We start from the raw sequence: 24218 nt of genomic DNA, 5'->3' as shown, positions 1-24218 counted from the left end.
CGTCGCGGCAGCGGGTGATCGAGCCATGCTCATGATTCGTCGGGTGCGCCTTGCTACCACAGCGGTCGGCCCGAGGCGCTCAGTCTCACGTGGGGAACGTCGGCGACCCAAAGGCCGTTCGAAGGCCGGACAGCTCCACGCAGAGCGCGTCGAGAGGAACGGCGATGGCTGGCGGGCCAGGGCTCGAACCTGGAGCCTCCTGATCCAAAGTCAGGCGTTCTGCCAATTGAACTACCCGCCACAGCAGCTACGAAGCCTACCGCTCGCCCCCGTCCTCGACGCATCGCAGATTCTGAGACGGGAACACCCGACTCGTCGATAAGGTTGGAACTAGCAAGCTTCGACGAGCCTTCGACCGGGGAGAGCCATGGCTACTCGCACTGATGATGCGTCCTACCACTCGTCCGTGACCGATCACCCGCAGCTCGCCTTGGCGGTCATCATGGCCGGCGTGCTCATCGCTGCGGTGGACACCACCATCGTGGTGCTCGCCTTGCCGGAGATCCAGCGTGCGCTGCACGTGGCCCTGAGTTCGGTGATTTGGGTCGTGATCGGGTACCTCTTGACGATCACGCTGCTCGCCACCCAGGTCGGTAAGCTCGGCGACCTCTTCGGACGTGTGCGCATGTACGAAGCAGGGTTCGTGGTCTTCGTCGTCGGTTCCGCCTTGTGCGCGCTGTCTTGGAACGAAGCAGCGATCATCGGATTCCGAGTGCTCCAGGGTGTCGGGGGCGCACTCGTGTCGGCCAACTCCGGTGCCGTCATCGCTGACATCTTCCCGCCTCATCGCCGGGGTCGGGCCTATGGCTTCAACGCAGTGGGGTGGAGCCTGGGTGCGGTCCTCGGGATCGTGTTGGGCGGGGTCATCGTCACCTATGTCTCGTGGCGGTGGATCTTCTGGATCAACGTCCCGATCGGCATCGTCGCCGTGGCCCTCGCGACGCGTGTGCTCCACAACGAAGCGACCTCACGGCACCACCGTTTCGACATCGGGGGCATGCTCACGCTCGGCGCCGGGATCTTCGGGCTGCTCTGGGCAGTGACGCAACTCGCGACGCGGCCGCTCGACTCCCACATCGTCGCGTTCTTCGTCGGCGGACTCGTCATCCTCGGCGTCTTCGTCCTGATCGAGCTACGCCATCCCGAGCCGATGGTGAACCTGCGCATCTTTCGCATCCCGACGATGACACCGTCGCTCCTGGCAGCGACGTTTCAGGCCCTCGGGAACTACGCAGTTCTCTTCCTCGTGATCATGTACCTGCAAGGACCGCGGGGCCTGAGCGCTCTCGACGCTTCCTTGCTGCTCGTACCGGGCTATCTCCTGGGCGGTGTCGTCGGTCCGTTTGCGGGGCGACTCGCGGACCGTGTCGGCCCAGTCATCCCTGCGACCGTCGGCCTCGCCGTGCAGGTGATCGCGCTGTTCGTCTACGCACAGCTCAGCAACGATGTCACGCTGGCGCTCGTCGTCGTCGCGAGCATCATCAACGGCATCGGCGGCTCGAGCTTCTTCCCCGCGAACAACTCGGCCGTCATGAAAGCTGCTCCCCCCGAAGTGTTCGGCATCGCCTCGGGCATGCTCCGGACGTTCTCGAACATCGGGATGGTCTTCTCCTTCTCCGTCGCCATCCTTTCTGCGGCACGTTCCATCCCGCGAGGGCTCGCATTCGCGATCTTCGTCGGCACCACCAAGCTCAGCGGACACTTGGCAGACGTCTTCACGCACGGTCTGCACGCCGCCTTCTACACCTCGATGGTGTTCATCGCCATTGCCGCGTTGTTGTCACTGTCGCGTGGGCGGGGCCGCCGAGCAGCCGATCCCGAAGTCGAGCCGGCGACGCCAGCGGCCTGACACATCACGGCTGCTCAGGGCTTCCGTTGCGTTGGCTCTCGGGGGTCCAGCGATCGTCGACGAGTCGACCCTCGGCGAGTTCCAGTGTTCGGTGGGCACGCTCGGCGACGAGCGGATCATGGGAAGCCAGGACGACGAGTGGACCGCTGCGCGCTCGCTCGAGAAGGAGATCGAGCACGAGCGCACGGTTGTCGGGGTCGAGCTCGCTGGTCGGCTCGTCGGCGATCAGGATAGGGCTGTCGACGGCCAATGCTCGGGCGACCGCAACACGCTGCTGCTGGCCGCCCGACAACTCACCGACCAGTCGGTTCGCCAGCCCGTCGAGCCCGACCGAGGCGAGCGCGTCTCGTACCAGCGGGGAACGATCCGAGGCGCGTTCACCGCGGAGCTTGAGCGCCAGCGCGATGTTCTCTGCGACGGTGAGCGCAGCAACCAGTCCGAATGCTTGCGGTACGAGGACGCTCTGGCGGCGGCGCAGTCGGTGATCGCCGTGTGCATCGCGCCAGAGGACGCGCCCCTCGTCGGGTTCGAGAATGCGTGCGAGGACGTGGAGGAGCGTGGTCTTCCCAGACCCCGACGGTCCGATGATCGCCGTGAGCTCACCGGATGCGAGCGCAAGTTCGGGAAGCTCGAGGATGGATCCTCGCCCCCGTCGCACCACGATCGGCTCGAGGACGAGCTCGAAGGGCTCGCTCACAGGCCATCTCCTTGGTCGGACACATGGTCAGCCGGCTCGAGCAAGAATCCCTCGTCGATCACGCGGACGCGCAGGAGCGAGTGAGGCGGAATCATCGCGCGAACGTGAGGGGGAAGCTGGATCGTACCGTCCTCGCCGAGGACAGCGAACTCCTCGCCTGAGCGACCCTCTGCGCCGACACGGCCATCGCGTATCGTGAGCAGCCTCGGCAGCTCTCTCGCGACGACCGGGTCGTGCGTCACCATCACCACCGTCGCCCCGAGGTTGCGTTGCACATCGAACAGGGCTCGCACGACGTCGTCGCGCGCCTCGTGATCGAGCTGGCTGGTTGGCTCGTCGGCAAGCAGCACACGCGGCCCGGGCACGAGCGCCGTCGCGATGGCGGCACGTTGCTGCTGGCCTCCTGAGAGCGTGGCCACGACGCGATGACGGAGGGGTCCAAGCCCGAAGAGTTCCAACAGGCCACCGACGCGGTGTCGAGAGGCGCGATCGCGTGCCGCGAAAGCGAGGTTCTGCTCAACGGTCGCATAGGGCAAGAGGTTGACCGCCGGACCCTGCAGGACGAGGGACACGGTCCGGCCGCGCAGCTTGCGACGCCCTCGGGGTCCGAGTTGGGCGATGTCGGTATCACCAATCCAGATGCGACCGGCAGAAGGAGGGTAGAGGGCCGCAAGGAGGCGAAGCAGCGTCGACTTGCCCATGCCAGATGGTCCGAGCAGTCCGACGATCTCGCCCGCTTGGATGCGTAGGTCGACGCCGCGCAGTGCAACGACGTCTCCTCCGGGGATGGGGTAGAGGTGCACCACGCCCTCGAGCCGGAGGGGGAGTCCGCCAAGCTGATCAGTCATCGCTCACCAGCTCGCAGCTGTTCGAACGAGGCCCGGGCGACCACGCGCACGGCGCTTGCGAGCACGGCTGCTCCCCCCAGGATCACGACGAGCAGCGCAGCTCGTGCAAGGGGGGCCGTTGGAAGAGAGTAGGGAATGACGAAGGATGCGGCGAGCGTGGTTGGCGGCGGTAGCACATGTGGCAAGACGAAGTGCGCGCCGACGACACCTGCGACGACGCCGACCACGGCACCGAGCACAACGACAGCGATGCCCTCGAGCACGAGCGCGGTGACGAGCTGGCTCCGGCGCATGCCGAGTACCCGAAGCGCCGCGAGCTCGGCGATTCGGGCGCGCCCGTCGGTCACGGTCTCGAAGAGCAGGCCGGCTGCGACCAGGACCGCCGCCGCGATGCCCGCCGGGAGGACGAGGTCTTGGGCGAGCGCCGTCGGACTGGTGCGTGCGGCGGTGACGATCTGGGCGACCGTCGTGATTGGCCCGACGTGGGCCCCTTCGGCCGCGAGTGAGCGGAGGACCGCGGATGGGTCCCGCGGGCCGAGGAAGACGAGCGATTGCGCATGGTCGGTTGCCTGGAGGTACTGCTCGGCGAGCCGCAGGTCGACGATGGCGCCGCTCGCGCCGAGGACCGGCAGGGCATGCTCCTGGGCGATGGGCGTCGCGGTGATGGTCGAGCTGTCGAGGCCCACGATCTGAGCCGTGGCTTGTCCCGGTGGTAGGTCGGTCGTGATGGCCGGGATGGTCGGCGGTAGCGAGCGTGGTACCAGGTCGAGGGCACCTTGGGACGGGGCAACGGTCCAGCTCGCAGGTCGTGATGCGCGATGGAGTGCCCCACTCGCGCGCCAGGAACTCGCTGCGAGTACCGGACCGCCAGGCGACGGCGCAATCCCGCTCACTCCAAGGATGGAGATCTCGAAGTTGGTGAACGTCTGGGCCAAGGAGAAGCTGATACCCACGAGGTCACAACCTCCGCTGCGGCACGCGGTCGGGACATTCGCGCTCACCGTCACCGCCTTCCCGGCCCCCGACAGCACACCGACGGACTCGATGAGACCCGCGGGGGTCGGTGTGGTGATCTCCATGGTGACAGTGGATACGCCGAGCGTTGCGGGCGTGACGGTGCCTGCTGAGGATCGCTCCAGCTGTGCTGCCTGGGCCTTCGTGAGGGAGATCTCCACCGTCACAGCGACGCGACGACCGCGGACAGGAAAGCCGCCAGCGGACCGTGGGTCAAGTCCCTGGACCACCTGCGCGAGCGCCGGGTGCAGGCCCAGCGTCGGGGACCACGTCAAGATCCCCGGCGCACGCCGCGCTTGGATCGCCAGTGTCGTACCGGCAGGAGTTGACACTCGCTGCGCCGCCATCGCCTCGTGGCCCGAAGGATCGGCGCGATCGACGGCTTCGGCGATCGTCAAGGATGGTGGCAGGGTCACCTCGGCCACCTCGGTAGCGCCGTTCGTGACCGCAGCACCGGTTCGCGCCAGCGAGTTTCCCACGTCGTCGAGGCCGATGCCGAACGTGACGAGTCCGATGGCAAGCCCAACGACCAGGGCACGGTGCAGCGCACTGGCGCGCTGGCGTAACTGACGCGTGGCGACGTAGACCGAGGGGCGTTTCAGGGAGCGCGTGAGACGAGCGACCAGCCGAGCTGTGATGGTGAGGAGCCATGCAGCGATGACAGAGAGTCCGAGCGCCAAGAGCGCGGGGGCGCCGGCCGCGAGAGGTGCAATGCCGCTGGAGGCGGAGATCGCCGTGACGAGTTCGAAGGTTCCCGTCGCGGCGATCGCGAGCAGTGCCACGTCGAGCGCCACTCGGAACACGACGCGGCGCCGCTGTGTGGCACGCGGAGCCTCGACGACGCCGCGTCGAACCGCAATCATGATGATGACCGCCGTGGTGAGCAGGCCGACGACGGCCGTGCCGACCGCCGTCAACACGGCTGTCGTCGTAAGAGTGACGGTGACGCCGCTGGGCAAGACGCGACTCGCGACGAGATGCATGACGCCGACCCCAACCGCCGTGCCGAGCGGAATCGTGAGGACGATGGCGACGAGTGGCTCTGCGATCGCCCTCTGAACGATACGCCTCGTTCCGAGGCCCCGCAACTGTGCGAGACGCAGCTCGGGATCGCGCGCCAAGATCGACCGTGCGATCACAGCGCTGAGCACCAGTTCGCCGATCGCCAGCATCTCGACCACGACGACGATGGAGATCGTCGAGAAGCTGTGCTGGTGAGCGAGCGCCTTGGTGAGGGTTCCCGGCAGCGACGACGCGGCGACGGGCAATGGCCCGAAGCCTTGGGAACCCACGACGTTCAGCGCTGCATGCTTGTTCACCGAGTCGAGGTAGCCCGATATCGACCGCAAGAGACCCGGAGCGGTCGTGTTCGTGATGCGCTGCGGTGCTGCGAGCGGGGCCTGCAAGGTGCGGCCCAGCAACGAGTTCGCTGCGAAGAAGACCCCTCCGGGCGACCCGCTCGACGAGAGTGCGACCAGGTAGCGATACTGCGAGCCGACGACGAATGCCGGACTCGTTGCCGTGCCGTGACCGCGGAGGACGACCGGTGGACCGGGAATCGCAATCCCGTCGAAGTAACCAGGGGCGACGACAAAGGGGTCATAGACGTTGCCGGTCGGCGTGGAGCTGAAATCGAAATACTGCGTGCCCCACCAGTAGGCGCTGAGGGTGGTCGGCGGGTCATAGATGCCCACGACCGGAGCCTTCACCGATGGCAGGGCTCCGGGGGTTCCGGGCGCGATGGCACCAGCAGCGAAGGTGACGTTGGATCCGACGTGCAGATGCAGTGCAGCCGCGTCCCTCGTCGAGACCGCGACGCCCTGAGATCCGCGTCGCGGACAGGTACCCGCGACGAACCTCAGGTGCGAGCAGATTGCGGTCCTCTCGAGTAGCGCCGTGGTCTGCACCACGGACTGCGCCACACCCCCTGGCGTTCGTGACGGGATCTTGAGTGAGGGCAGCGATACGGTCATGAACGCCGTCGCAAGCGGCGAACCGAACAGCGGTCGATGGTCGAGCCGTGGGGCCCGGGCGAACAGGCGTTCGAGCGCAGCCCGCGAATCGTCGCTGAGGCCGAAGCCATTGAGCTGCAGACCATCTTGCTGGAGCGAGGTCGCACGCACGACGCTGACGACGAGCGCATCCTTGGCCGAAGGTATGTAGAGCGGTGCGAGTATCACCGTCGCGACCGCCAAGGTTCCCGTGACCACCAGCATCACGGTCGTTGCGAGGCGCCATCGCAACCCTCGAAGCACGATCCCAACCGACGTTCGCAGCCTCCGCACGCGGGGAATCGTAGCAGTACCCTCGACGGAGTGTCGGGCATCTCAGTCCTCGCCAGAACTTGACAGAATACCGCTTCTCGGCGCCAGCGCTCGAGTGTGCACCTTCATCGTGGCTGCCCGCGAGGTTCGGACTATAACAGTGCGCGACGGCGACCGAGCGTGGCGACGCCTGGGCGGACTGCCATGGGCCACAGCGTGGCCCCCACTGGTTGGCCGGGCGCCGTCGCCGCGAACAGGATGACTTTGTGTTCGCCCCTACGCGCGGTCACGGTGGGTGGATCCGACACACGAGTCAAGCGGGCTCCGTTGGCTCGCGCCGGGACGCAGAGCGCGGTTCACCAATGAACGAGCTGACGCCAGCGCGATACCGCCCCGGCGCATCCGAACCCCATCGGTTCGGCGTTCTCGACCTAGGTCGCGGGCCTGTCGCTCGGAGCACTCTCAGTGGCAGGGCGCAGTCATATCCGGGTGGTCGTCAGGCCACGACGCGGACGAGCTTACAGCACAAGCCCGACTCCGCCGTCAACGGTGAGGAACGACCCGCTTGCCATGCTCGACATCTCCGTGACCATGGTCACGACCGCAGCCGCAACGTCCTCTGGTGTCACGAGCCTCCCCATGGGCGCGCGCCTTCGCAGGAGCGCCTCGAGCTCCTCGTAGCGGCTGAGACGTCGTGCGGCCGGCGTGTCGATGAGGCCAACCCTCAGCCCGAAGACACTGGAGGCTGGCGCGAGTTCTACGGCGAGATACCTGACTAGCGTTTCCAGGGCCGACTTCGCGGCGCCGATGGCGGCGTACTCGGGGGCGATGCGCTGGGAGCCGAGCGACGAGACGGCGATGCTCACTCGCGGCCGCAAGCCCGCAGTTACGACCGCGAACGACCCCGCCGTCACGCGGAACGTCCACTCCAGGTGGTGCAGACTGAGTGCGCTCACCGGTCGCATGACCCCAGCCGCAGCGAGCCAGCACAGCGCGTCGAGGTGCGAGGTGCGCTCTCGGATGGTGGCCATGAGGTGGTCGACGCCCCGCTCGCTGGCGAGGTTCGCGCGTACCACGACGGGCCTACGCCCGCGCGACCCCAGCTCGTCTGCAAGGAGCTCGAGCGCGTTGGCGTGGCGCGCACCCTGGAGGATGAGCGAGTACCCGATCTCGCTCAATGACCGTGCGACCTCTAATCCGATGACGGACGAGGCACCCGTCACGACCGCCCAACGATCCTCAACGGCTCGATTTGGCACCGGTACACCCCCCTTGATTCGTGAAAATCCTTGCACCCGCTGTGGCGCCTCAAGTACGCTACGGGAGTCGCATGCGCATATGCGCACTTGATGACTCACATGGTCGTCACCGAGGGGTGGTGACGTCGCGTCCGAAGGGGGGAACGTGTCGGACGGGGTTCGTAGACCCGTCGCTGACGGGAGTCGGACCCGAGCGTTCGTGCGTCGAAGCTGCCTCGACGTCCTCGATCTCGGCGACCTCGAACCAGTGGACTCCCATGCCATCTGGCACGCCTTCGCCCATCGCTGTGAACGGCCGACGCTGCTCGTCGCACGACCGCGCTCCGCGTACGTCTCCCTCGGCTACCACCGGCATAGAGAGGAGCTCGACTGGGGCGAGATCCAGGCGCGCAGGGTCCCCGTCGTACGCCGCCGGGTTGGTGGGGGCCCGGTCTGGCTCGACCAGCGCCAACGCTTTTTCCAGGTCATCCTGCCCCGAGACCACGTCGTAGCGGCCGTTCGAGGCCCGAAGTTCGCTGCGTGGATCCTCGAGCGAGTCGCCCGAAGTTGGAGGCGTCTCGGGCTGGAGACCGTGCTCGATGGCCACGGAGAGATCAGCTGTCAGGGTCGCAAGGTCTGTGGTCATGGGTCCGGTGAGATCGCCGCGAGTCTGGTCGTCGTCGGAAACCTGCTCGAAGCCTTCGATCCAGAGGCAGCCGCCGGCATCCTCTCCCTGTCGAGGATTGCACGTGAGGAGGCCGTCGCGGCGATGCGCCGTCACGTCGGTCCATCTCGGGCGCTCGTGGTCGACCCCGAAGATTTCGTTGCCAGTCTGGTGCAAGAACTGGCCGAGATCCTCGGTGACCCCCGGCCCGGGATCCTCGAACTCGACCAAGACCTCATCGCTCGCTATCGATCGCTCGTCGACGAGGACAATGATGGCTGGGTCCGTGGAGCCCCCAACTCGGCACGACGTAGCGTCAAGATTCGAGCGGGGGTGTGGCTCCACGACCTGGAACACGAGGGTCGGCGTTGCGTGCTCCTGGTGGAGGAAGGACGCCTCACGCGCCTGCGCCACGAGGAGGGCTCGGCCGTGACCGATCCAGCGCTCCTGCGGCGAAGGATCGAGCGCGACCGTTCTCTCGCCATGCTCCTCGCCTCCGTCGGCGCCAGCCTCGGAGACGAGGACGATCGGACATACCGAAGAGGAGGAGTTGATGACGTCACACGTTTACCGCGGCTTTGAGGTTCGTAGCGACCGCTTCTACCACCACGATACGAACCTCTGGGCGTTGCCGGTCGGCGACGATATCGTGCGCGTCGGTCTCGACGCGCTGGGACTCGAGGTGAACGGCACCCTGGCGCAGCTGACACTGGTCGAGCCCCCGTGCCGGGTGGTGGAGGGTGACCCCATCGGCTCACTCGAGGCCGAGAAGTACGTCGGGGCACTCGCGGCACCTCTCGCCGGAACGATCTTGAGGACGAATGACCACCTCGTTCGCGACGTCACGCAGCTCTACGCGGGATGCTACGAGGCGTGGCTCGTCGAGATGGCAACCGAGCCGGGCGCGCTCGATCACCTCGTCACCCCCGACGAGGCGCTTGAGGACTTCACCAAGCGCGTCGAGGCGTTTCGTGCGGCCGGGGTGCTGGCGTGGTAGTGGATCCTGCCGTGGGCACAGTAGACGACGCAGCGTCGGAACCGCGCACCATCGAGTTCTACGCTCCTGGCCTCAAGCATTGGAGCACGAAGGAGTGGCGCCCGACGAACCCGAGACGGTTCCTGCCGGTGTCCGTGACCGGCTCGGCGTGCGCGCTCAATTGTGATCACTGCGGGTCCAAGGTCCTCGACGGGATGGTGTCGGTCGGTCTGGGCTCGAACCTCTTCGATGTGGCACGTAGGCTCAAGGCCGCGGGATCTCAGGGCATCCTCGTATCGGGTGGCTCCACCAAGCGGGGCTTCGTGCCGCTCGCGCGTCACCTCCCCTGGGTGCCACGCATCCGAGACGAGCTCGACATGCGGGTCGTGGTGCACACCGGAGTCGTCACGCCTCCCCTCGCTGCCCAACTCGCCGACGCGGGGGTGGATGCCGTCATGCTCGACATCATCGGCGCCGACGCCACCATACGTGAGGTCTATCACCTCGATCTGAGCGTCGACGACTTCGATCGAGCCCTCGGTCTCTTGGACGACACCGGCCTCCGAGTGATCCCGCATGTGGTCATCGGCCTGCACTACGGTCGCATCCTCGGGGAGTATCGCGCCCTTGAGCTCATCGCGAGGCACCGGGTAGACACCCTCATCCTTGTGGTGCTCACACCGCTCGTGGGAACGCCGATGGGACACCTCCCGCCGCCATCCCTCGAGGCGACGGTCGAGGTCTTCCGGGCTGCACGAACGCTGGTGCCCTCGCTGCGCACGAACCTGGGGTGCGCCCGACCCATGGGCACCACGAAGGTCGCCCTCGACCGAGCGGCCGTCGACCTCGGCTTCGCAGGCATCGCGTACCCTGCCGAGGGCACCATCGCCTACGCCCGCGAGCAGGGGCTCACCCCGGTGCTCCACGAGTGGTGTTGCTCGATGAGCTGGGCAGGCGTCGACGACGACCTCACCACGGTGCGCGTGTCGTGAGCTCGCTTCGCGTCATCCTCGACCACGGCGTCGGTGCCGCCGAGGGTCTCGCCCTCGACGATGCGCTCGTCCAGTGCGCCGTCGACGAGCCGGTCCTGCGCTGCTACACGTACCGTAACCATACGGTCCTCGTCGGTCGCCACCAGCGCGCTGCGGCCGAGGTCGACCTCGTCACCGTCGAGCGCCTGGGGCTCGACCTTGGGCGCAGACCTACTGGCGGTGGCACCATCCTCATGGGAGATGCCCAGCTTGGCGTGGCATTGGCCCTGCCCGAGCGGCGTGCGACCCCTCGGGAAGTTCTGACGGCGTTCGCCCGGCTCCTCATCGGCGCACTCGAAACCATCGGCCTGCGGGCGACCCTCGAGGGCAAGAACGACCTGCTCGTGGATGGGCGCAAGATCGCCGGTCTGGGGATGTATCGACCTGCGCGTGGGGGCACCCTCTGCCACGCTTCGATCCTCGCCGACCTCGACCATCGCCTCCTCCTCGAGGTCCTACGCCCACCCGCCGCCAAGCTTGCCGACAAGCGCGCCAAGCTACTCGCACGCTCCGTCGTCACCGTCAGCGAGCTCCGTGGGGAGGCCTGGTGCGGCGCGGACCTCGTCACCGTGGTGGCCGACGCGGTCGCGATGGGCCTTGGTCGGTCACGATGGGTCCAGAGCGCGCCGCGCGCCGAGGAGCTCATGCTGGCACGTGACCTCGAGATCTCGACCTACGCCGATCGGGACTGGATCCACGGTAGCTCGGCTCACGAGCCGAGCGCGACTCGGGTGACCCTGCGAACGGCCATCGGGACCGTCGAACTGCACCTCGACGTTCGGGGTGGAGTGGTGAGCTCCGTGCAGGTCTCCGGGGACTTTCTCGAAGTTGATGCCCGGCTGATCACGCTCACCCGGGCGCTGCGTTTCGAGCCCGCCGACCCGAGCTACCTCGCGGATCGAGCGTGCGACGTGCTTGGCCACCTCGCTCCGCCTCGACGCATCACGGAAGCCTTCCACGCGAGCCTCAGCCCGCTCGCCGCCCCCCACCGACTCGGATCCTGCCTACTCCCAGAAAGGAGACATTCATGACCACCTCGACGCCCCTCGCCCTGCGCCGACGACGGACGCTGGGTGAGCACGAGAGCCCGGAGTGGGTGCGGATCTCGGCCGCCTCGGCGATCGCACTCGGGTTCCGCTCCGGTCGCTTCAGCAGAGACTTCGCCTTCGGCGGGATCAACCTCTTGCTCAATTACGGGGACGGCTGCCGGAGCGACTGCGGCTACTGCGGCCTCGCGCGGACCCGCCCCGGCGACTACGAGGACAAGTCGTTCATCAGAGTGGAGTGGCCCCTCGTGCGCACAGACGACCTTGTGGAGCGCATGGCGATGCTCGAGCGACGCCTGACCCGTCTGTGCATCTCCATGGTGACCTCTCCCTACGCCTTCGAGGACACGTGCGAGATCACCGAGCGCATCCGAGCGCGCGTCCGCACCCCCCTCTCCATCCTCGTTGCCCCACCGACACTGAACCGTCGCAAGCTCGAGCGCTTTCGCAGGCTGGGGGTGGACATGATCGGCATCGGCCTCGACGCCGTGACCGAACAACTCTTCCGCTCGCTGCGAACCGATGTCCCCGCTGGAGGCGCTGGACTGTCCTGGGCCAAGTATTGGCAGGTCGTCGACGATGCCCGAGAGCTCTTCGGTCCATGGAAAGTGAACTGTCACACGGTGGTAGGCCTCGGGGAACGAGACCGTGATCTGATCGAGCTCTTCGTCCGGCTCCTCGACCGACAGATCCTTCCGTATCTCTTCTGCTTCAATCCCGAGCCCGACTCCCGGATGGGGGCCGTGCCGAAGACCTCGATTACCCGTTGGCGTCGGATCCAGCTCGCCAAACACCTCATCGAGCACGACGGTTTCGGGGTCGAGGACTTCTCGTTCGACGACGCAGGGAGCCTCGTCGCGGTGCGAGCGGTTCAGCGCGACACCCTCTTGCGCGTCGCCAACGAGGGGCTGGCTTTCATGACCAACGGCTGCCCAGGCGAGGACGGCTCCCCTGGGTGCACCCGGCCCTACGGGTCCTACCGAGCCAGCGAGCCGTTCCGCGACTTCCCTTTCCGTCCCACTGCCGACGACCTCGAAGGCATCCTCCGCGAGCTCAACGCCGAGGCACTCTTCGTGGAGTGAGGTGGACCGAGGACGTGGCCAGCCCCACCCAACGAGGGTGCTTGTCGTGGCCGCGCCCCTTCCCGACCATTGGCCGCCGATCCGAGCGTCTGTTCGTGGAGCTGGCCGGCACCTCCCCGATCGCTGGCGACGCCGCGCTGGTGGGATCGTAAGAGATCGTCGGCACCACCGAGGTGTCTGCGAACCGTGGGACCTCGACCCGGCCAGGAGTAAGCGCAAGCTGGCGAGGTGCTCAGGCTGACTGAGCTGTCCCGAGATGCCGACGCTCACCAAGGCCAGCTTGCCATCGTGTGGGACGGAGCGCTTGCCACCGTGGAGATCCGCCCAGGAGGCGCCCGTCGAGCATGCCCCGACAATGAGATGGCAACCTGGCCGCTCTCTGCGAGCAGCCGGCCCAGAGCGAGCATGTCGCTGGTCTCGACCCAGAGGTTGCGCTCTTCGACAATGGTCTGGGTGCAAAGCTTCATGGGGACGGAAGGGTTCGTGAACGCAGCCACGAATTCGGCGTCCGCGATTTCCCTCCAGCCGTCAGCCAGGAGAGGTCATGGGCTTCCCCCCATTTGCTTGACAGTCTGAATGTAGGCCACGGCCACCTCCCGGCAGGCCCAGGAGAGCTCGTACTCGACGGGCGGCACGTACCCGAGGCTCGAGTGCAGGCGGACCGTGTTGTAGCGGTGGATCCAGGTAGCGATGGCAGAGCGAGCCTCGGGGCGAGGTTCGCGAAGCGGTAGCGAGCCACCAGCTCGCGCTTCAGGCTCCCGAAGAAGGCCTCGGCCACGGCGTTGTCGTAGCAGGTCGCGACCCTGCCCACCGACTGGCGAAGCCCGAGCATTGCGCAGAGCTGGCGAACCTTCCGGGAGAGGTACTGGCTACCGCGATCGCTGTGGAAGAGCGCCCCTGCCAGGCTGCCCCGGGTCCGAAGAGCTCCGCAGATCGCCTCGACCACCAGGTCATCGGGCATGTGACGCTGGAGCGACCAGCCCACGATGCGCCTCGAGCCAAGATCTGCCACCGTGGCGAGGTAGCAGAACCCCTCGTCGCTTCGGACGTCGGTGATGTCGCTCACATACCTGCGCTTCGGCTCACCAAGAGCGAAGTCCTGACGGACGAGGTCCAGGAGCGCTGCGTCCTCTCCCCGCCTCGTCGTGGCTACGAAGCGCCGGCGTGGGCAGGCGGCTATCTCGAGCTCGCGCATCAGGCGTTCCACCCGCTTGTGGTTGACGCAGTAACCACGTCGTCGCAGCTCGTGGGTGATGCGGGGGCTGCCGTAGGTGCCGTCGCTCGCCTCCCAGATGGCGCGAAGCTCGCTCGTGAGCACCAGGTGCTCGTGGTCAGGGCCGCGCTCGCGCCAGCGTCGCCAGGCGTAGTACGCCTGGCGGGAGACCATCGCTACTCGGCACGCCGCCGCTACTGGGACGCCCTCGGCCTCCTGGTTGGCAACCCAGCGGTAGCGGGTCACTGGTTGCCCTCGCAGGATCCGCAAAGGCCAGGCAACGTTTCGCCAGGTCTCGTTCTATGGTGAGCTGCTTGACCTGGCGGCGCAGGCGGGTCATCTCCTCGCGCTCGGCGCTCGTCAGGCCTTCTCGCTCACCTCGGTCGATGCGTTCCTGACGCACCCAGTTCCCAAGGGTCTGCTCGTTGATGCCAAGTTCGCGAGCGACGTCAGCGATGGTGCGGTACTGGTCGAGCACCAACGCTGCGGCGTCCTTTGAGGAACTGGCTCGGGTAACGGCCTCGTCATCGACGAACGGGGGCCTCGCCCGGTGGTGGATTCGGTGTCTGGCTCATCCCTTCCTCCTATAGCAGGTGTCAACCTGGAGGGGGGAAGGCCAGCCCGCTGCTTACAGTCACCGAGGGTCAAGTCGGGGAAAGGCTTTGGTCGACCCCTCTGGCGTGGGCCTCAGCGCCAAACACGAGTCGTCAAGAAAGCAAGCACGGGATGGGGCGGAGCGTCCGAGTCATCGACAACTTCAGCAATGGCCGTAGCCCACGATCCGAGGTCGAGGCACTCGATGAGGAGTTCGTAGAGGGCACCTGGGTGCAGCCGGATACCCCGGGAGCCCCGTCGCACGTTGATGATCGTGTCAGTGGCGACAAGGCTGTCGTTGGCCGTGACAAGCGGAATGTCGGCAGTGAACCCCAGGCGCTCAAAGTGATCGGCGATTCGCTCCGGCGCGACGGTAATGCTGAAGCCGATGTAGTCGCAGATGAGGAGAGCGGCCTGGATGGGTGGCAGGGGAAAGAGCGCGAAGGGCATCACAGAGGGAACGAAGTCGTGATTGCGCGTTGCGCTTGCGACCGTTACGTGATGCAAAACATTGGCGATTCCCGCACGTTCGATCGCGCTCTGGCGCTCAGCATGGAAATCGTCGAGAAGCTGCCGTGCCGAATCGTTCGATCGAGTCTGCGCGAGCGTGGGAAACGAGAAGGCAGTCAATGCACGGGCATCCGAAATGGCGGCCCCGGCGATACCTCGGCGGACGGCCTCGTCGATGCCGGTTACGAACGCACGGATGTGCGTTCCGCAGCGCTGGGTCGGGCTCACGATCCGTTGTCCCGGTCGTCCGGGAAGCTCGCCGCCGGTCATAACGGCTTCGACAGCGGCCTCCATGCGTCTGCGTTGTGGTCCTTTCTTCGCCGTGGGACTTGACTTGATTTCGTAGAGGAGCTTCGAACCATCCGACTTGAACTCCGTGATGTCCCCGATGCGCAGGCAGTTCGTGAGATCGTGGAGGAGAGCGAAGCTCCCTCTCTTGCGAAGCTCGGTCGCAGCACCAAGTTCAGCAGGCAGGCCAGTCTTTCCCGCCATGACCCCCGGGGAGGCGTTGCTGCTCAGCGCGATGACGTACCGGCGGTCGTAGCCCGATGCCCGCCACGCGAGTGCGTCGCCGACCGCTCGGAGCTGGCGACATACGCGATCGAAGACGAGGTCCTCGATGCGCCAGGTCTCTGGGTCGAGTGGGTCTACACCGAGAGGGAGCTGCGGGAGTAATGCGGGAAGAGATCGTCCCCGCTGAAGTCGAGCAGCACAGCGTCGGCAGTCGGAACGGTGCTGTTCGCGGCAGTGTAGGTGCTGGAACAGCTCGCGCTGAACGTCGTCGTACTGGTCGAAGGTGCGGCATTGACGAAGACGACGGATGAGCGACTCGATGACGTTGACGTTGTGCTGCTGCGCAGGATGGCGCATGACCTGGAGGTGATCGTTGTTCGATAGATGCCCGAGAAAGCTCGATGCCATGTGACCGGCCCCCACAACCGAGTCCACCCTCAATGTGAGACCCGACGTCCTCACGCTACCGCTCGCTGATCTCGCCGGGTGCCGATTGTAGGCACCGGCCTTCTTTTGACCCGAGATCACCGGTCAGAAGTGACCCACCTGCGACACAACTATAGGGGATAGCTCCCCAGAGCGTGGTGCTCGGCATCACCTCCCTTCGCCATGGCCTCGGCTGCCTGGGGCAGCAGCCCACCGCGGAGCCGTTGCTTGGTGCGGTCCTTCAGGCGGTAGCTCTCGCCTCGGATGTTCAGGACCGTGGCGTGGTGGAGCAAGCGGTCCAGGATGGCCGTCGCGAGCACCGGGTCCCCCACCAGGGGGCCCCATAACGAGCTGTGCGCGGCGGACGTCACCTGCGTCCGGCTCACGGGTGGCGTGCCACCACGGCCTTCGTGATCGACGCCTTCGCCGGCACGATCTCAAAGGGGGTGGGTCTCGTGCTTTGCCACGACACCCGACTCGTCGAGCGTGCCCTGCGCATGGCCGAGGGCCGACGAGCACACGAGGGGCACCCCCGCAACCGAACGCACGATCCATCACGCAAGATGCAGGCCAAACCCACTCGGCGCTTCACGTTGGCAAATCGCTCCTGCTGCCGGGCCTGGTGCCCTCGATCGGCTCTGTCGGGGATGGCTATGACAACGCGCTCGCCGAGACCACGATCGGTCTCTCCACAACCGAGTGCGTGTGGCCTGGCTCACCCTGCGCGCGCGGGCCCCTCGTGAGCCTCACGGACCTCGAGGAGACGACCTCAGCCTGGGTGCACCGCTCCAGCACGCGCAGGCTCACGCACCGGCTGGGACGTCGTCCGCCCGTCGAGGTCGAACAGGAGTACGATGGCCATCTGGCGGCCGAGTCCGAGACCGTTCACACGTCACGAGGTGTGCACGAAACTTGGGGGTGGTTCAGAGAGTGTCGGCACGACAGCTCCCTGAGGAGCGCCGTGCACTCGACCGGTCCCCAACGAGGTCGTCGCTCGACATCGCGCCCACCAGCTGTTCCTACGGGTTCACGCTCGCACCGTTGCCGGGCGACAGCCCTTTCCGTGTCGACAACGTGATGTAGAATCCCACCATGGCGCGCTCCGCTCGTACCGGCCCACTCGTCGTCCCGGCCCTCGTCATCGTCCTCGTGGGAGGAACGCTCGCTGTCGTCATCGCCTCGACGTCGTCGCGCCCGGCTCCCCCGGCCGGCGCCGCTTCCCTGCCGACGAACCTGCGAGCCATCCCGATCGCGGTCGGCGAGGGGCAGAGCGTCAGTACTCCAGGGCTCTCGAGGCAGTACTCGTGCGCCGGATCGACCTGCCTTCTCGCCACATCGAACGCGCAGGGGGCGAGCAGCCTCTGGGCAAGCACGAACGCAAGCCTCACCTTCTCCCCCATTTCGCTCCCGTCCGACGCCTTCGTTCCCGCGACCGCCTGCCAGAGTCCCCGGGTCTGCTACGTCCTCGCCGAGCCCCCACTCGAGAACTCCGGCACGGGCCAGCTCTTCGAGACCGATACTGCCGACAGCGTCGGTCTCCAGAGCGTCGCGGTCGCAGCCGGCTACGAACCATCCACACTGGGTTGCATCCCTTCCGGACCCTGCTGGACCACTGGTACGCGTGACGGCACCACCGCCGGCTACGTCCGCCTCACCTCTGCTGCACCCTGGGAACCGCTCCAGCTCCCCGACATCGCGCCGGCAGAGCGCAACTCGATCGCCTGCGCCAACGCCTCCTTGTGCGTCGACGTGGTCTCGACGCTCCCTCCCCCGCAAGGGGCGACTCCCACGGCCAACACGAACGGCCCCTTCGAGAGCGGGGCCTACGAGGGCTCGCTCTCGAAGGGCTTTGCGACGGTGCTCGCCCACCCGAGCCCGAACGCCTTCGGACTCCAAGCGAGCTGCGACCCAGCGAACTGCTGGTTCGTCGCGAACCCGGTCACCTCGAGCGGAGCGGTCCAGGCAACCGAGCTCACCGCAGCACACGCGACCGCCGTGACGATCTCCGCACCATCGTCGACCTCCGCGCTGCGCGGTCTGGCGTGCTCGAGCTCCTTCTGTCTCGCCCAGCTCTCGGGTGCCACGAAGACCACGTCCGTGGTGTTCCAGCTCGGACCTCGTCCTCGCGCGCTCACGCTGCCATCGAGCCCGGCCGCTGAGGAGCTCAGCCTGTTCTGCACGCAGGGTGCGACTGAGTGCATCGCGACCGCAACCCCGGGCAGCGCCGGACCGGCCGTCATTATCCACGTCGCACCTCGCGGCAACCGTCTCGCCGTCGGTTCCTCGATCAGCCTCGGTCAGCAGCTCGGGATGAACCCATCACCTGCGAGCCTGACCTCCTGTGTGCAATCGATCTGCTTCGAGGTGCTCGAGGCAGCACGTGGTCCGCAGCTCCTCGGCTTCAACTCCCTCGCGACACGCCCGAGCATGAGAGAGGTGCTACAGCTCCCCAACGCGGCCGTACTGCTCTCGCCCATCGCACTCTCGTGCCCAACGACGACCGTCTGCGACCTGCTCACCGGATCGATCAATGGTCCGACGTTCCTCGTCGAGCTCGAGCACGGCCATGTCGTGGCGGACCATACCCTCCCTCGTGGGACGCTGGCCCAGGGACTCGCGTGCGCAAGCGCACGCCACTGCGTGGTGGCAGTCGCGGGCATAAGCCACCACCACGGCTTCCCGGTGCTCGTCACCGACAACGCCGGGACGACCTTCGAGCGAGCGACCATCACCAACGCCCCGAACGACCTCTCGGTGCTTTCGATCGCATGCCCGACGGGGTTGTCCTGCGTGGCGATCGCCGAGCACGATTTCGCTCTCGGCTACGGTTCCATCGCCCCCGCCATCGCGGAGAGCCGCGACGGCGGCCGCATCTGGCATCTCATGACCGTGCGCGGCCCTGAACCCAGGGCCCTCGCCGATGACCCAGCGACCGCCCTGTCCTGCCACGACACCGGGTGCGTCGGCGTCGTCAGCGCAAGTAACCTCCAGCCGCGCACGGGCCTGTCGGCACTCGTGTACACCGGCACCGTCACGGGATCAGGCTTCGCGGTGCACCAGCTCCGCCTCGCGGCACCAGCCTCGGCACTGCCGATCAACGCCGCCCTCGCGTGCAACCACGACGGCTGCTTGCTCGCTCTCACCCTGGCCTCGCCGCCCCTCCCCTCGATCACGAGGATCGTCGCGCTCACACCGTCGGGCGCCTTGCATCGCGAGCTCACGATCCTCCCTCCACCAGAACCTGCTGGCCTCGGCGCTACCGCCTCAGCCTTCCTGTCAACGGCAGCGACGGCTTCGGCGTGGTTGGTGCCAGCACAAGCGTGACCTTCGCCTGTGTGGCGCGTGCTCCCATCAGGTGGTCTCCCTCCCGTGCGGTCTGGCTGATCGGGATCGTCACACACCGGGTGGGATCGTTGCAGGGTGCCGTCAGTCCCACAAGGAGAGAGCCGACGACGAGGCTCCTCAACCAGAGGTGTCAGCCGCGTCCCGTCGCGACAACTTGCCAGATGTCGCCCGCGAACACGAACGACGCGGCGGCGAGGCGGACCACCCGGAGCCGGACATCGTGCTCACGATCCTCGAGCATGGTCCTCGTCAGTATGCCCCACACTCAGGTGAACGAAGACGCGCTGGCGCGCAGCATCCGGTGTTGGTTCCGAGTAGGGCACGACGGTCTTCGCGGACGTGTTCAGTCAGCACGTGTCGCGATGTTCCTCGTCTCACCGCGTCCGGGGCATGATGAGGATCACGACAGCTGGTAGTGTTCGAGGTCATGCCCGACCACGCTCTCTCGGCGACGAGCGCCGACTGGAGTGCTGGAGACTCTCACGCTCACCCTGCACTCGAGCTTGATGGTCTCACGAAGCGCTTCGGCGATCGCGTCGCCTTCGAGAGCGTGACCCTTCGAGTCGATCGCGGCGAGGTCTTCGGACTCTTGGGGCCGAACGGCGCTGGGAAGACCACGCTGGTACGGACCTGTGCGACCCTGGTGCGCCCCAGCGAGGGGCGCGCGCGTGTGCTCGGTATCGACCTCGAGGCCTCCAACGGGCCCGAGATCCGACGCCGGATCGCGGTGATGCCGGAGGCTCCAGGCCTCTACGGCAACCTCAGCGTCGTCGAGAACCTGCGCCTGTTCGCACGGCTCTACGGAGTCCACGACGTCGACCGCGCCATTCGTGAGGCCCTCGACGCGGTCGATCTCTCGAGTCGACGCGACGATGCCTGTCGCGCCCTGTCGAAGGGTCTCCGTCAGCGCGTCGCCATCGCTCGTACGCTCCTCGGCCAGCCGGAACTGATCTTCCTCGACGAACCCACGTCCGGTCTCGACCCGGTCGCAGCCCGCGATGTTCTCGAACTCATTGCCAGTCTGCGAGCCCAGGGCCGCACCGTACTCATCACGACGCATCGGCTCGATGAGGCGGAACGGGTGTGCGATCGCGTCGCGATCCTTCGTCAGCGTCTCCTCGCTGTCGGCAAGCCAGGGGAACTCGGACTCGGGAGTCAGCGGTCCCTCGTCGTCCGCGTCGGAGGTGCCGCAGAGGACGCCAAGGCGCATCTCGCACCCGTCGTCGAGGCCGCCCATGTCGTCGTCACCGACGAACACACGTTGCGCATCGACGGAGCTGAGCCGGACGAGCTGGCACCAGTCGTCGCGGAGGCGCTGGTCCACGCCGGTGACCGCCTCCTCGAGCTCGCAAGCCCCCGAGAGCGCTTGGAAGAGGTCTACCTCGAGCTTGTCGGGGGCGAAACCAAGGAGAGCGATCGATGACGTGGTGGCGGATACGGGCGGTCATCGCCAAGGAGTTCACCGACTTTCGTCGGAACCGCTACGTGCTCTACAGCATGGTCGCTCTGCCCCTCATTTCGCTGGTCGCGCCGGTGCTCTCCCTGACCTCGCTGCCGGAAGCTGCCCCCATGTCCCTCCTCGACAAGGTGACGACGGCGAGCAGCATCGAGTTCCTGCTCCCCCCGCTCGTGCTCCCGGGCGTGCTGGCGGGCTTTGCCATCGTCGGCGAGCGGGATCAGGGGACGCTCGAGCCGCTGCTCAGCTCCCCCCTCAGCGCGACCGAACTCTACGTCGCCAAGCTGCTCGCCGTCCTCGCGCCGACGTTCATCGGATCGTGGGGCCTGTACGCGCTCACCCTCGTCGTCGTTCACTTCGCAGCCGCCGCATCGGTCAGTGCCCATCTCATCACCGCTCCCCTCGTCGTGCGTCAACTCGGCCTCGATGTGCTGCTCAGCGGTTGGGCGGTGCTGGTTGGACTGTTCGCATCCAGTCGTGCGAGTGATGTTCGCGTGGCACAGCAGCTCTCGGCGCTTGCGTCCGTCCCGGTCCTCCTCGTGATCGTCTTACTCGTGCAAGGAGTTATCAGCCTGAGCGTGGCCGACGGCGTTGCACTCGCAGGTGCGCTCCTCCTCGTCGAGATCGTCGGCCTCGCGGTGCTCGCGCGCACGTTCGACCCGGAACGACTCCTCGCTCCCCGGTCGCCTCGACGGACCCGTTCGCGCGGGCGAGCGCTTCCGACCTGATCGACGCGAGCCACACTGCGCAGGTTGCACGGCGCGCGATCATCGATCCCTGCAGCCACGACGAAGTACTCCGAGACTTCGGCCGGTCGCGGGATTGTGTGCGTCCACCTGGCCGTCCAGCACCCAGCAGAGGACCGAGCTACACTCACCAGCGAGGCGGAGGTGTCCATGGCTGACTACGACAGCGCGCACGCGCCATCCATCGACGAGGGCCTCGAAACCCTGAGCGCGACGCTCGCCGAACTTCTGGCGGCTCATGGCTGCGCCAATGTCAGCGATCCGCGGGCCATCCTGGACACTCTCGGCATTGGAGAACTGCTCCGACGCTGCGAGGTCGCCGAGCGCATCGTGCGAACGGCGGACACCTATCATCCCGTCGCCGAGTTCTTCGTCGAAGGGAGCGAGGAACGGCGCTTCATCGTCGAGGCGCTGCAGGCGAGGCGCTGACTCACCGTGCGGCGTACTCCATCGGCGGCCTCGTGGAGCCGGTCGCCCTCGCCACCGATCCTCACGCGACGCGATGGGAGGTGGACGTGACACGAGTGCACGAGCTGCGCGAGCGCTGGGACCTCATCAAGCCACGAGGTGGCCTGCGCACGCTCCTGCCGACCCTGGACCGGGCCGCAACGATCGACGACCTGCGGCGTCTCGCCAAGCTCCGTACCCCTCGGCCGGTCTTCGACTACGTCGACGGCGCCGCCGAAGCGGAGCGGTCCATGCTTCGCAACGAGGGCTCGTTCGCCGACGTCGTCTTCCGACCCCATGTCCTGCGTGACGTCAGCTCGGTTGACCCGACCTGGACCGTCCTCGGCAGTCCGAGTGCGCTCCCCTTCGGCTTTGCCCCGACGGGCTTCACACGCATGATGCACACCGACGGCGAACTCGCGGTCGGTCGTGTCGCAGCGTCTCTTGGTATCCCCTATGGCCTCTCGACGGTCGGTACGACCACGCCGGAAGAACTCGCGGCCGAACTGCCGCACCTGCGTCGCTGGTTCCAGCTCTACGTCTGGCGCGATCGGGGTCCGACCCGGGCCTTCGTCGAGCGAGCCCGAGAGGCGGGGTTCGAGGCATTAATCCTGACCGTCGACGTCCCCGTGGCCGGGGCACGCATGCGTGACGTGCGCAACGGCCTCACGCTGCCGCCGACACCCTCGCTTCGGACGTTCCTCCAGGGTGCACTGCATCCAGCGTGGTCGCGAGATTTTCTCACCAAGCCGCCCGTTCGCTTCGCATCGCTCGAGACGGGCTTCGAAGGGACCGCTGGCTCCTTCATCGACCGCATGTTCGATCCCACCGTCACCTTCGACGACATCGAGTGGGTTCGATCGCTGTGGTCGGGCAAGATCGTCGTGAAGGGCGTCCAGCGTATCGACGACGCCGAGCGCCTCGCTGCGATCGGGGTCGACGCCATCGTGGTCTCCAACCACGGGGGGCGCCAGCTCGATCGAACCCTCGCGCCCCTCGCGCTCCTACCCATCGTCCGAGAGCGTCTCGATGGCCGGGTGGAGGTATGGGTCGACGGCGGCGTACGCGCCGGATCCGATGTCGTGGCCGCGATCGGCCTGGGAGCACAGTTCGTGCTCGTCGGGCGGGCCTACCTCTATGGCCTCATGGCCGGGGGAGAGCGCGGCGTCGCGGTCGCAGGGCGCATCCTCGCCGACGGCGTCACGCGCACCATGGCACTCCTCGGCATCCGCTCCTTCGACGAGCTCGAGTCCGACATGGTCGCACCCTCGCGGGAGGCGGCTCTCGCAGCCGAGGCGGCGACGGCCTCCACACGACCGCGGGCTCGTCGATCTCGTCGCATCATGGCATCGCCCAGCGAGACGAACCCGACCCCTGCGGCATCCGACTGAGTCTCGCCGACGATCGACCCACAGCGAGGGCTCACCGCCCGTCGTCGGCTGCAGGAGTGTCGCCCCACGGGCGCCGTGTCCGTACTCGTCGCCTCGCCACTCGCGGCGCGTAATCTCGGTGAACCAGTGCCGTACGCGTACGGATAGACGCGCTAGGCTGATCGTCGTGCATGCTGGAGCAGTCGGCGGCGCCGGCTCGAAACCGACCACGTCTCGGCGAGTCGCGCTCACGCGGGAGCGTGTCGTCGCCGCAGCCCTCGAGTCGCTCGCGACCGATCCGAGCGGGAGCGGGCTCACCATGCGCACCCTTGCCCGCAGGCTCGGCGTGGCGCCGATGACGATCTACGGCCACGTCCGAGACCGCGACGATCTCCTCGAAGCGCTCCTCGACAAGCTCTTCGCGAACCGATGGGAGCCTGACCCTTCGCTCCCCTGGCGCGACTGGATCGTCGACGCCGCCACGCGGCTGCTGGAGCTGCTCCTCGCCTACCCGCCGCTTCTCGAGCTCTACCTCCGTCGGCCCGTCGCGACGCAGCTCGCTCGTACCCGTATGGACGCGATGGCAACGCGGCTCGCGGCGGGCGGGTTCACGCCGGAGGCAGCCCATCAGGTCTACGCCGCCCTCCACACCTACACCATCGGCTTCGCTGTCCTGCGCGCCGAGCGCCTCCGCAACCAGCACGTACCGCGTGACCCGATGGAAGCGGACCTCGCGCGCTTCACGACGGTCGAGCAGTTCGCGATCTCGTTGAACTTCCTGATCGAGGGAGCCCGCGACCGGCACCTGGCCCAGGGCCAGTCTCGAGAACCAGAGGAGCACCCGTGACGAGAGGACTCGATGACCCAGCCGCGACGCCCGATCGGTGGC

The 24218-nt window shown here is 67.0% G+C and carries 20 protein-coding genes, 1 tRNA gene and 2 pseudogenes; 14 read left to right on the top strand and 9 right to left on the bottom strand.

Annotated features, from left to right (window positions below; translation table 11 throughout):
- Positions 1–165 precede the first annotated feature (165 nt).
- Positions 166–241 (bottom strand) — tRNA-Gln (locus AFER_RS05425).
- Positions 242–367: 126 nt separating this feature from the next.
- Between AFER_RS05425 and AFER_RS05420 the strand changes: the two genes are divergently transcribed.
- Complete coding sequence (locus AFER_RS05420; RefSeq protein ID WP_015798482.1) at positions 368–1849, top strand: MFS transporter; 1482 nt, start codon at positions 368–370, stop codon at positions 1847–1849.
- 4 nt (positions 1850–1853) lie between these two features.
- Here the strand turns inward: AFER_RS05420 and AFER_RS05415 are convergent, their stop codons facing one another.
- The 4 genes from AFER_RS05415 to AFER_RS05400 form a co-directional block, all read right to left on the bottom strand.
- Positions 1854–2546 (bottom strand): ABC transporter ATP-binding protein, encoded by a 693-nt coding sequence (locus tag AFER_RS05415; protein WP_015798481.1) that lies wholly within the window; start codon positions 2544–2546, stop codon positions 1854–1856.
- Positions 2543–3394 (bottom strand): ABC transporter ATP-binding protein, encoded by an 852-nt coding sequence (locus AFER_RS05410; RefSeq protein ID WP_015798480.1) that lies wholly within the window; start codon positions 3392–3394, stop codon positions 2543–2545. Before AFER_RS05410 ends, AFER_RS05415 begins: the two co-directional genes overlap by 4 nt.
- Positions 3391–6693: an FtsX-like permease family protein gene (locus tag AFER_RS05405; protein WP_041661714.1), complete on the bottom strand. Its 3303-nt coding sequence runs from the start codon at positions 6691–6693 to the stop codon at positions 3391–3393. Before AFER_RS05405 ends, AFER_RS05410 begins: the two co-directional genes overlap by 4 nt.
- A gap of 497 nt (positions 6694–7190) precedes the next feature.
- On the bottom strand, positions 7191–7895 hold the full coding sequence (locus AFER_RS05400) for an SDR family oxidoreductase (RefSeq protein ID WP_171788957.1): 705 nt from the start codon (positions 7893–7895) through the stop codon (positions 7191–7193).
- Between the two features lie 235 nt (positions 7896–8130).
- Here AFER_RS05400 and AFER_RS11985 point away from each other — a divergent pair, with 235 nt between their 5' ends.
- From AFER_RS11985 to AFER_RS05375, 5 genes are read left to right on the top strand one after another with little or no spacing between them, the layout of a single operon-like run.
- Positions 8131–9156: a lipoyl protein ligase domain-containing protein gene (locus AFER_RS11985; protein ID WP_041661713.1), complete on the top strand. Its 1026-nt coding sequence runs from the start codon at positions 8131–8133 to the stop codon at positions 9154–9156.
- Positions 9128–9571, top strand: a complete 444-nt coding sequence (locus tag AFER_RS05390; RefSeq protein WP_015798476.1) for a glycine cleavage system protein H — start codon at positions 9128–9130, stop codon at positions 9569–9571. The genes AFER_RS11985 and AFER_RS05390 overlap by 29 nt, the downstream gene beginning before the upstream one ends.
- 11 nt (positions 9572–9582) lie before the next feature.
- Positions 9583–10542: a radical SAM protein gene (locus AFER_RS05385; RefSeq protein WP_143711953.1), complete on the top strand. Its 960-nt coding sequence runs from the start codon at positions 9583–9585 to the stop codon at positions 10540–10542.
- Positions 10539–11612 carry a lipoate--protein ligase gene (locus AFER_RS05380; protein WP_015798474.1) on the top strand — a complete coding sequence of 358 codons (1074 nt, stop codon included), beginning with the start codon at positions 10539–10541 and terminating at the stop codon, positions 11610–11612. Before AFER_RS05385 ends, AFER_RS05380 begins: the two co-directional genes overlap by 4 nt.
- The gene (locus AFER_RS05375) at positions 11609–12709 is read left to right on the top strand and encodes a radical SAM protein (RefSeq protein ID WP_015798473.1); all 1101 of its coding nucleotides are present in this window, start codon (positions 11609–11611) and stop codon (positions 12707–12709) included. The genes AFER_RS05380 and AFER_RS05375 overlap by 4 nt, the downstream gene beginning before the upstream one ends.
- A gap of 463 nt (positions 12710–13172) precedes the next feature.
- On the opposite strand, the gene AFER_RS11645 is transcribed toward AFER_RS05375, so the two are convergent.
- From AFER_RS11645 to AFER_RS11975, 3 genes and pseudogenes are all read right to left on the bottom strand, one after another.
- Positions 13173–14168: an IS3 family transposase gene (locus AFER_RS11645; RefSeq protein ID WP_015798472.1), complete on the bottom strand. Its 996-nt coding sequence runs from the start codon at positions 14166–14168 to the stop codon at positions 13173–13175.
- An 82-nt stretch (positions 14169–14250) separates the two neighbouring features.
- Positions 14251–14403, bottom strand: a pseudogene (locus AFER_RS12910) (transposase); the annotation flags it as partial.
- Between the two features lie 206 nt (positions 14404–14609).
- Positions 14610–15320, bottom strand: a complete 711-nt coding sequence (locus AFER_RS11975) for a hypothetical protein (protein WP_143711951.1) — start codon at positions 15318–15320, stop codon at positions 14610–14612.
- 117 nt (positions 15321–15437) lie between these two features.
- On the opposite strand from AFER_RS11975, the gene AFER_RS12360 reads away from it, so the two are divergent.
- Positions 15438–15701 (top strand): hypothetical protein, encoded by a 264-nt coding sequence (locus AFER_RS12360; RefSeq protein WP_171788956.1) that lies wholly within the window; start codon positions 15438–15440, stop codon positions 15699–15701.
- Positions 15702–15779: 78 nt separating this feature from the next.
- The gene (locus tag AFER_RS12355) at positions 15780–15923 is read left to right on the top strand and encodes a hypothetical protein (protein ID WP_171788955.1); all 144 of its coding nucleotides are present in this window, start codon (positions 15780–15782) and stop codon (positions 15921–15923) included.
- 173 nt (positions 15924–16096) lie between these two features.
- Here the strand turns inward: AFER_RS12355 and AFER_RS05360 are convergent.
- A pseudogene (locus AFER_RS05360) lies at positions 16097–16309 on the bottom strand (ATP-binding protein); the annotation flags it as partial.
- Between the two features lie 748 nt (positions 16310–17057).
- Between AFER_RS05360 and AFER_RS05355 the strand changes: the two are divergent.
- The 6 genes from AFER_RS05355 to AFER_RS10985 all read left to right on the top strand — a co-directional run bounded on the left by AFER_RS05355 (position 17058) and on the right by AFER_RS10985 (position 24176).
- Positions 17058–19289, top strand: coding sequence for a hypothetical protein (locus AFER_RS05355; protein ID WP_015798470.1), 2232 nt, complete (start codon positions 17058–17060; stop codon positions 19287–19289).
- A 448-nt stretch (positions 19290–19737) separates the two neighbouring features.
- On the top strand, positions 19738–20733 hold the full coding sequence (locus AFER_RS05350) for an ABC transporter ATP-binding protein (protein WP_015798468.1): 996 nt from the start codon (positions 19738–19740) through the stop codon (positions 20731–20733).
- On the top strand, positions 20730–21494 hold the full coding sequence (locus tag AFER_RS05345) for an ABC transporter permease (RefSeq protein ID WP_015798467.1): 765 nt from the start codon (positions 20730–20732) through the stop codon (positions 21492–21494). The genes AFER_RS05350 and AFER_RS05345 overlap by 4 nt, the downstream gene beginning before the upstream one ends.
- Before the next feature lie 168 nt (positions 21495–21662).
- Complete coding sequence (locus tag AFER_RS05340) at positions 21663–21941, top strand: hypothetical protein (protein WP_015798466.1); 279 nt, start codon at positions 21663–21665, stop codon at positions 21939–21941.
- An 86-nt stretch (positions 21942–22027) separates the two neighbouring features.
- Positions 22028–23350, top strand: a complete 1323-nt coding sequence (locus AFER_RS05335) for an alpha-hydroxy acid oxidase (RefSeq protein WP_049755539.1) — start codon at positions 22028–22030, stop codon at positions 23348–23350.
- Between the two features lie 166 nt (positions 23351–23516).
- Positions 23517–24176, top strand: a complete 660-nt coding sequence (locus tag AFER_RS10985; protein ID WP_015798464.1) for a TetR/AcrR family transcriptional regulator — start codon at positions 23517–23519, stop codon at positions 24174–24176.
- Positions 24177–24218: the final 42 nt, after the last annotated feature.

This window comes from Acidimicrobium ferrooxidans DSM 10331 (genome assembly GCF_000023265.1).
Taxonomy (GTDB): domain Bacteria; phylum Actinomycetota; class Acidimicrobiia; order Acidimicrobiales; family Acidimicrobiaceae; genus Acidimicrobium; species Acidimicrobium ferrooxidans.
Note: the sequence above shows the minus strand (reverse complement) of the source record. Positions and strands in the feature narration are given on the sequence as shown.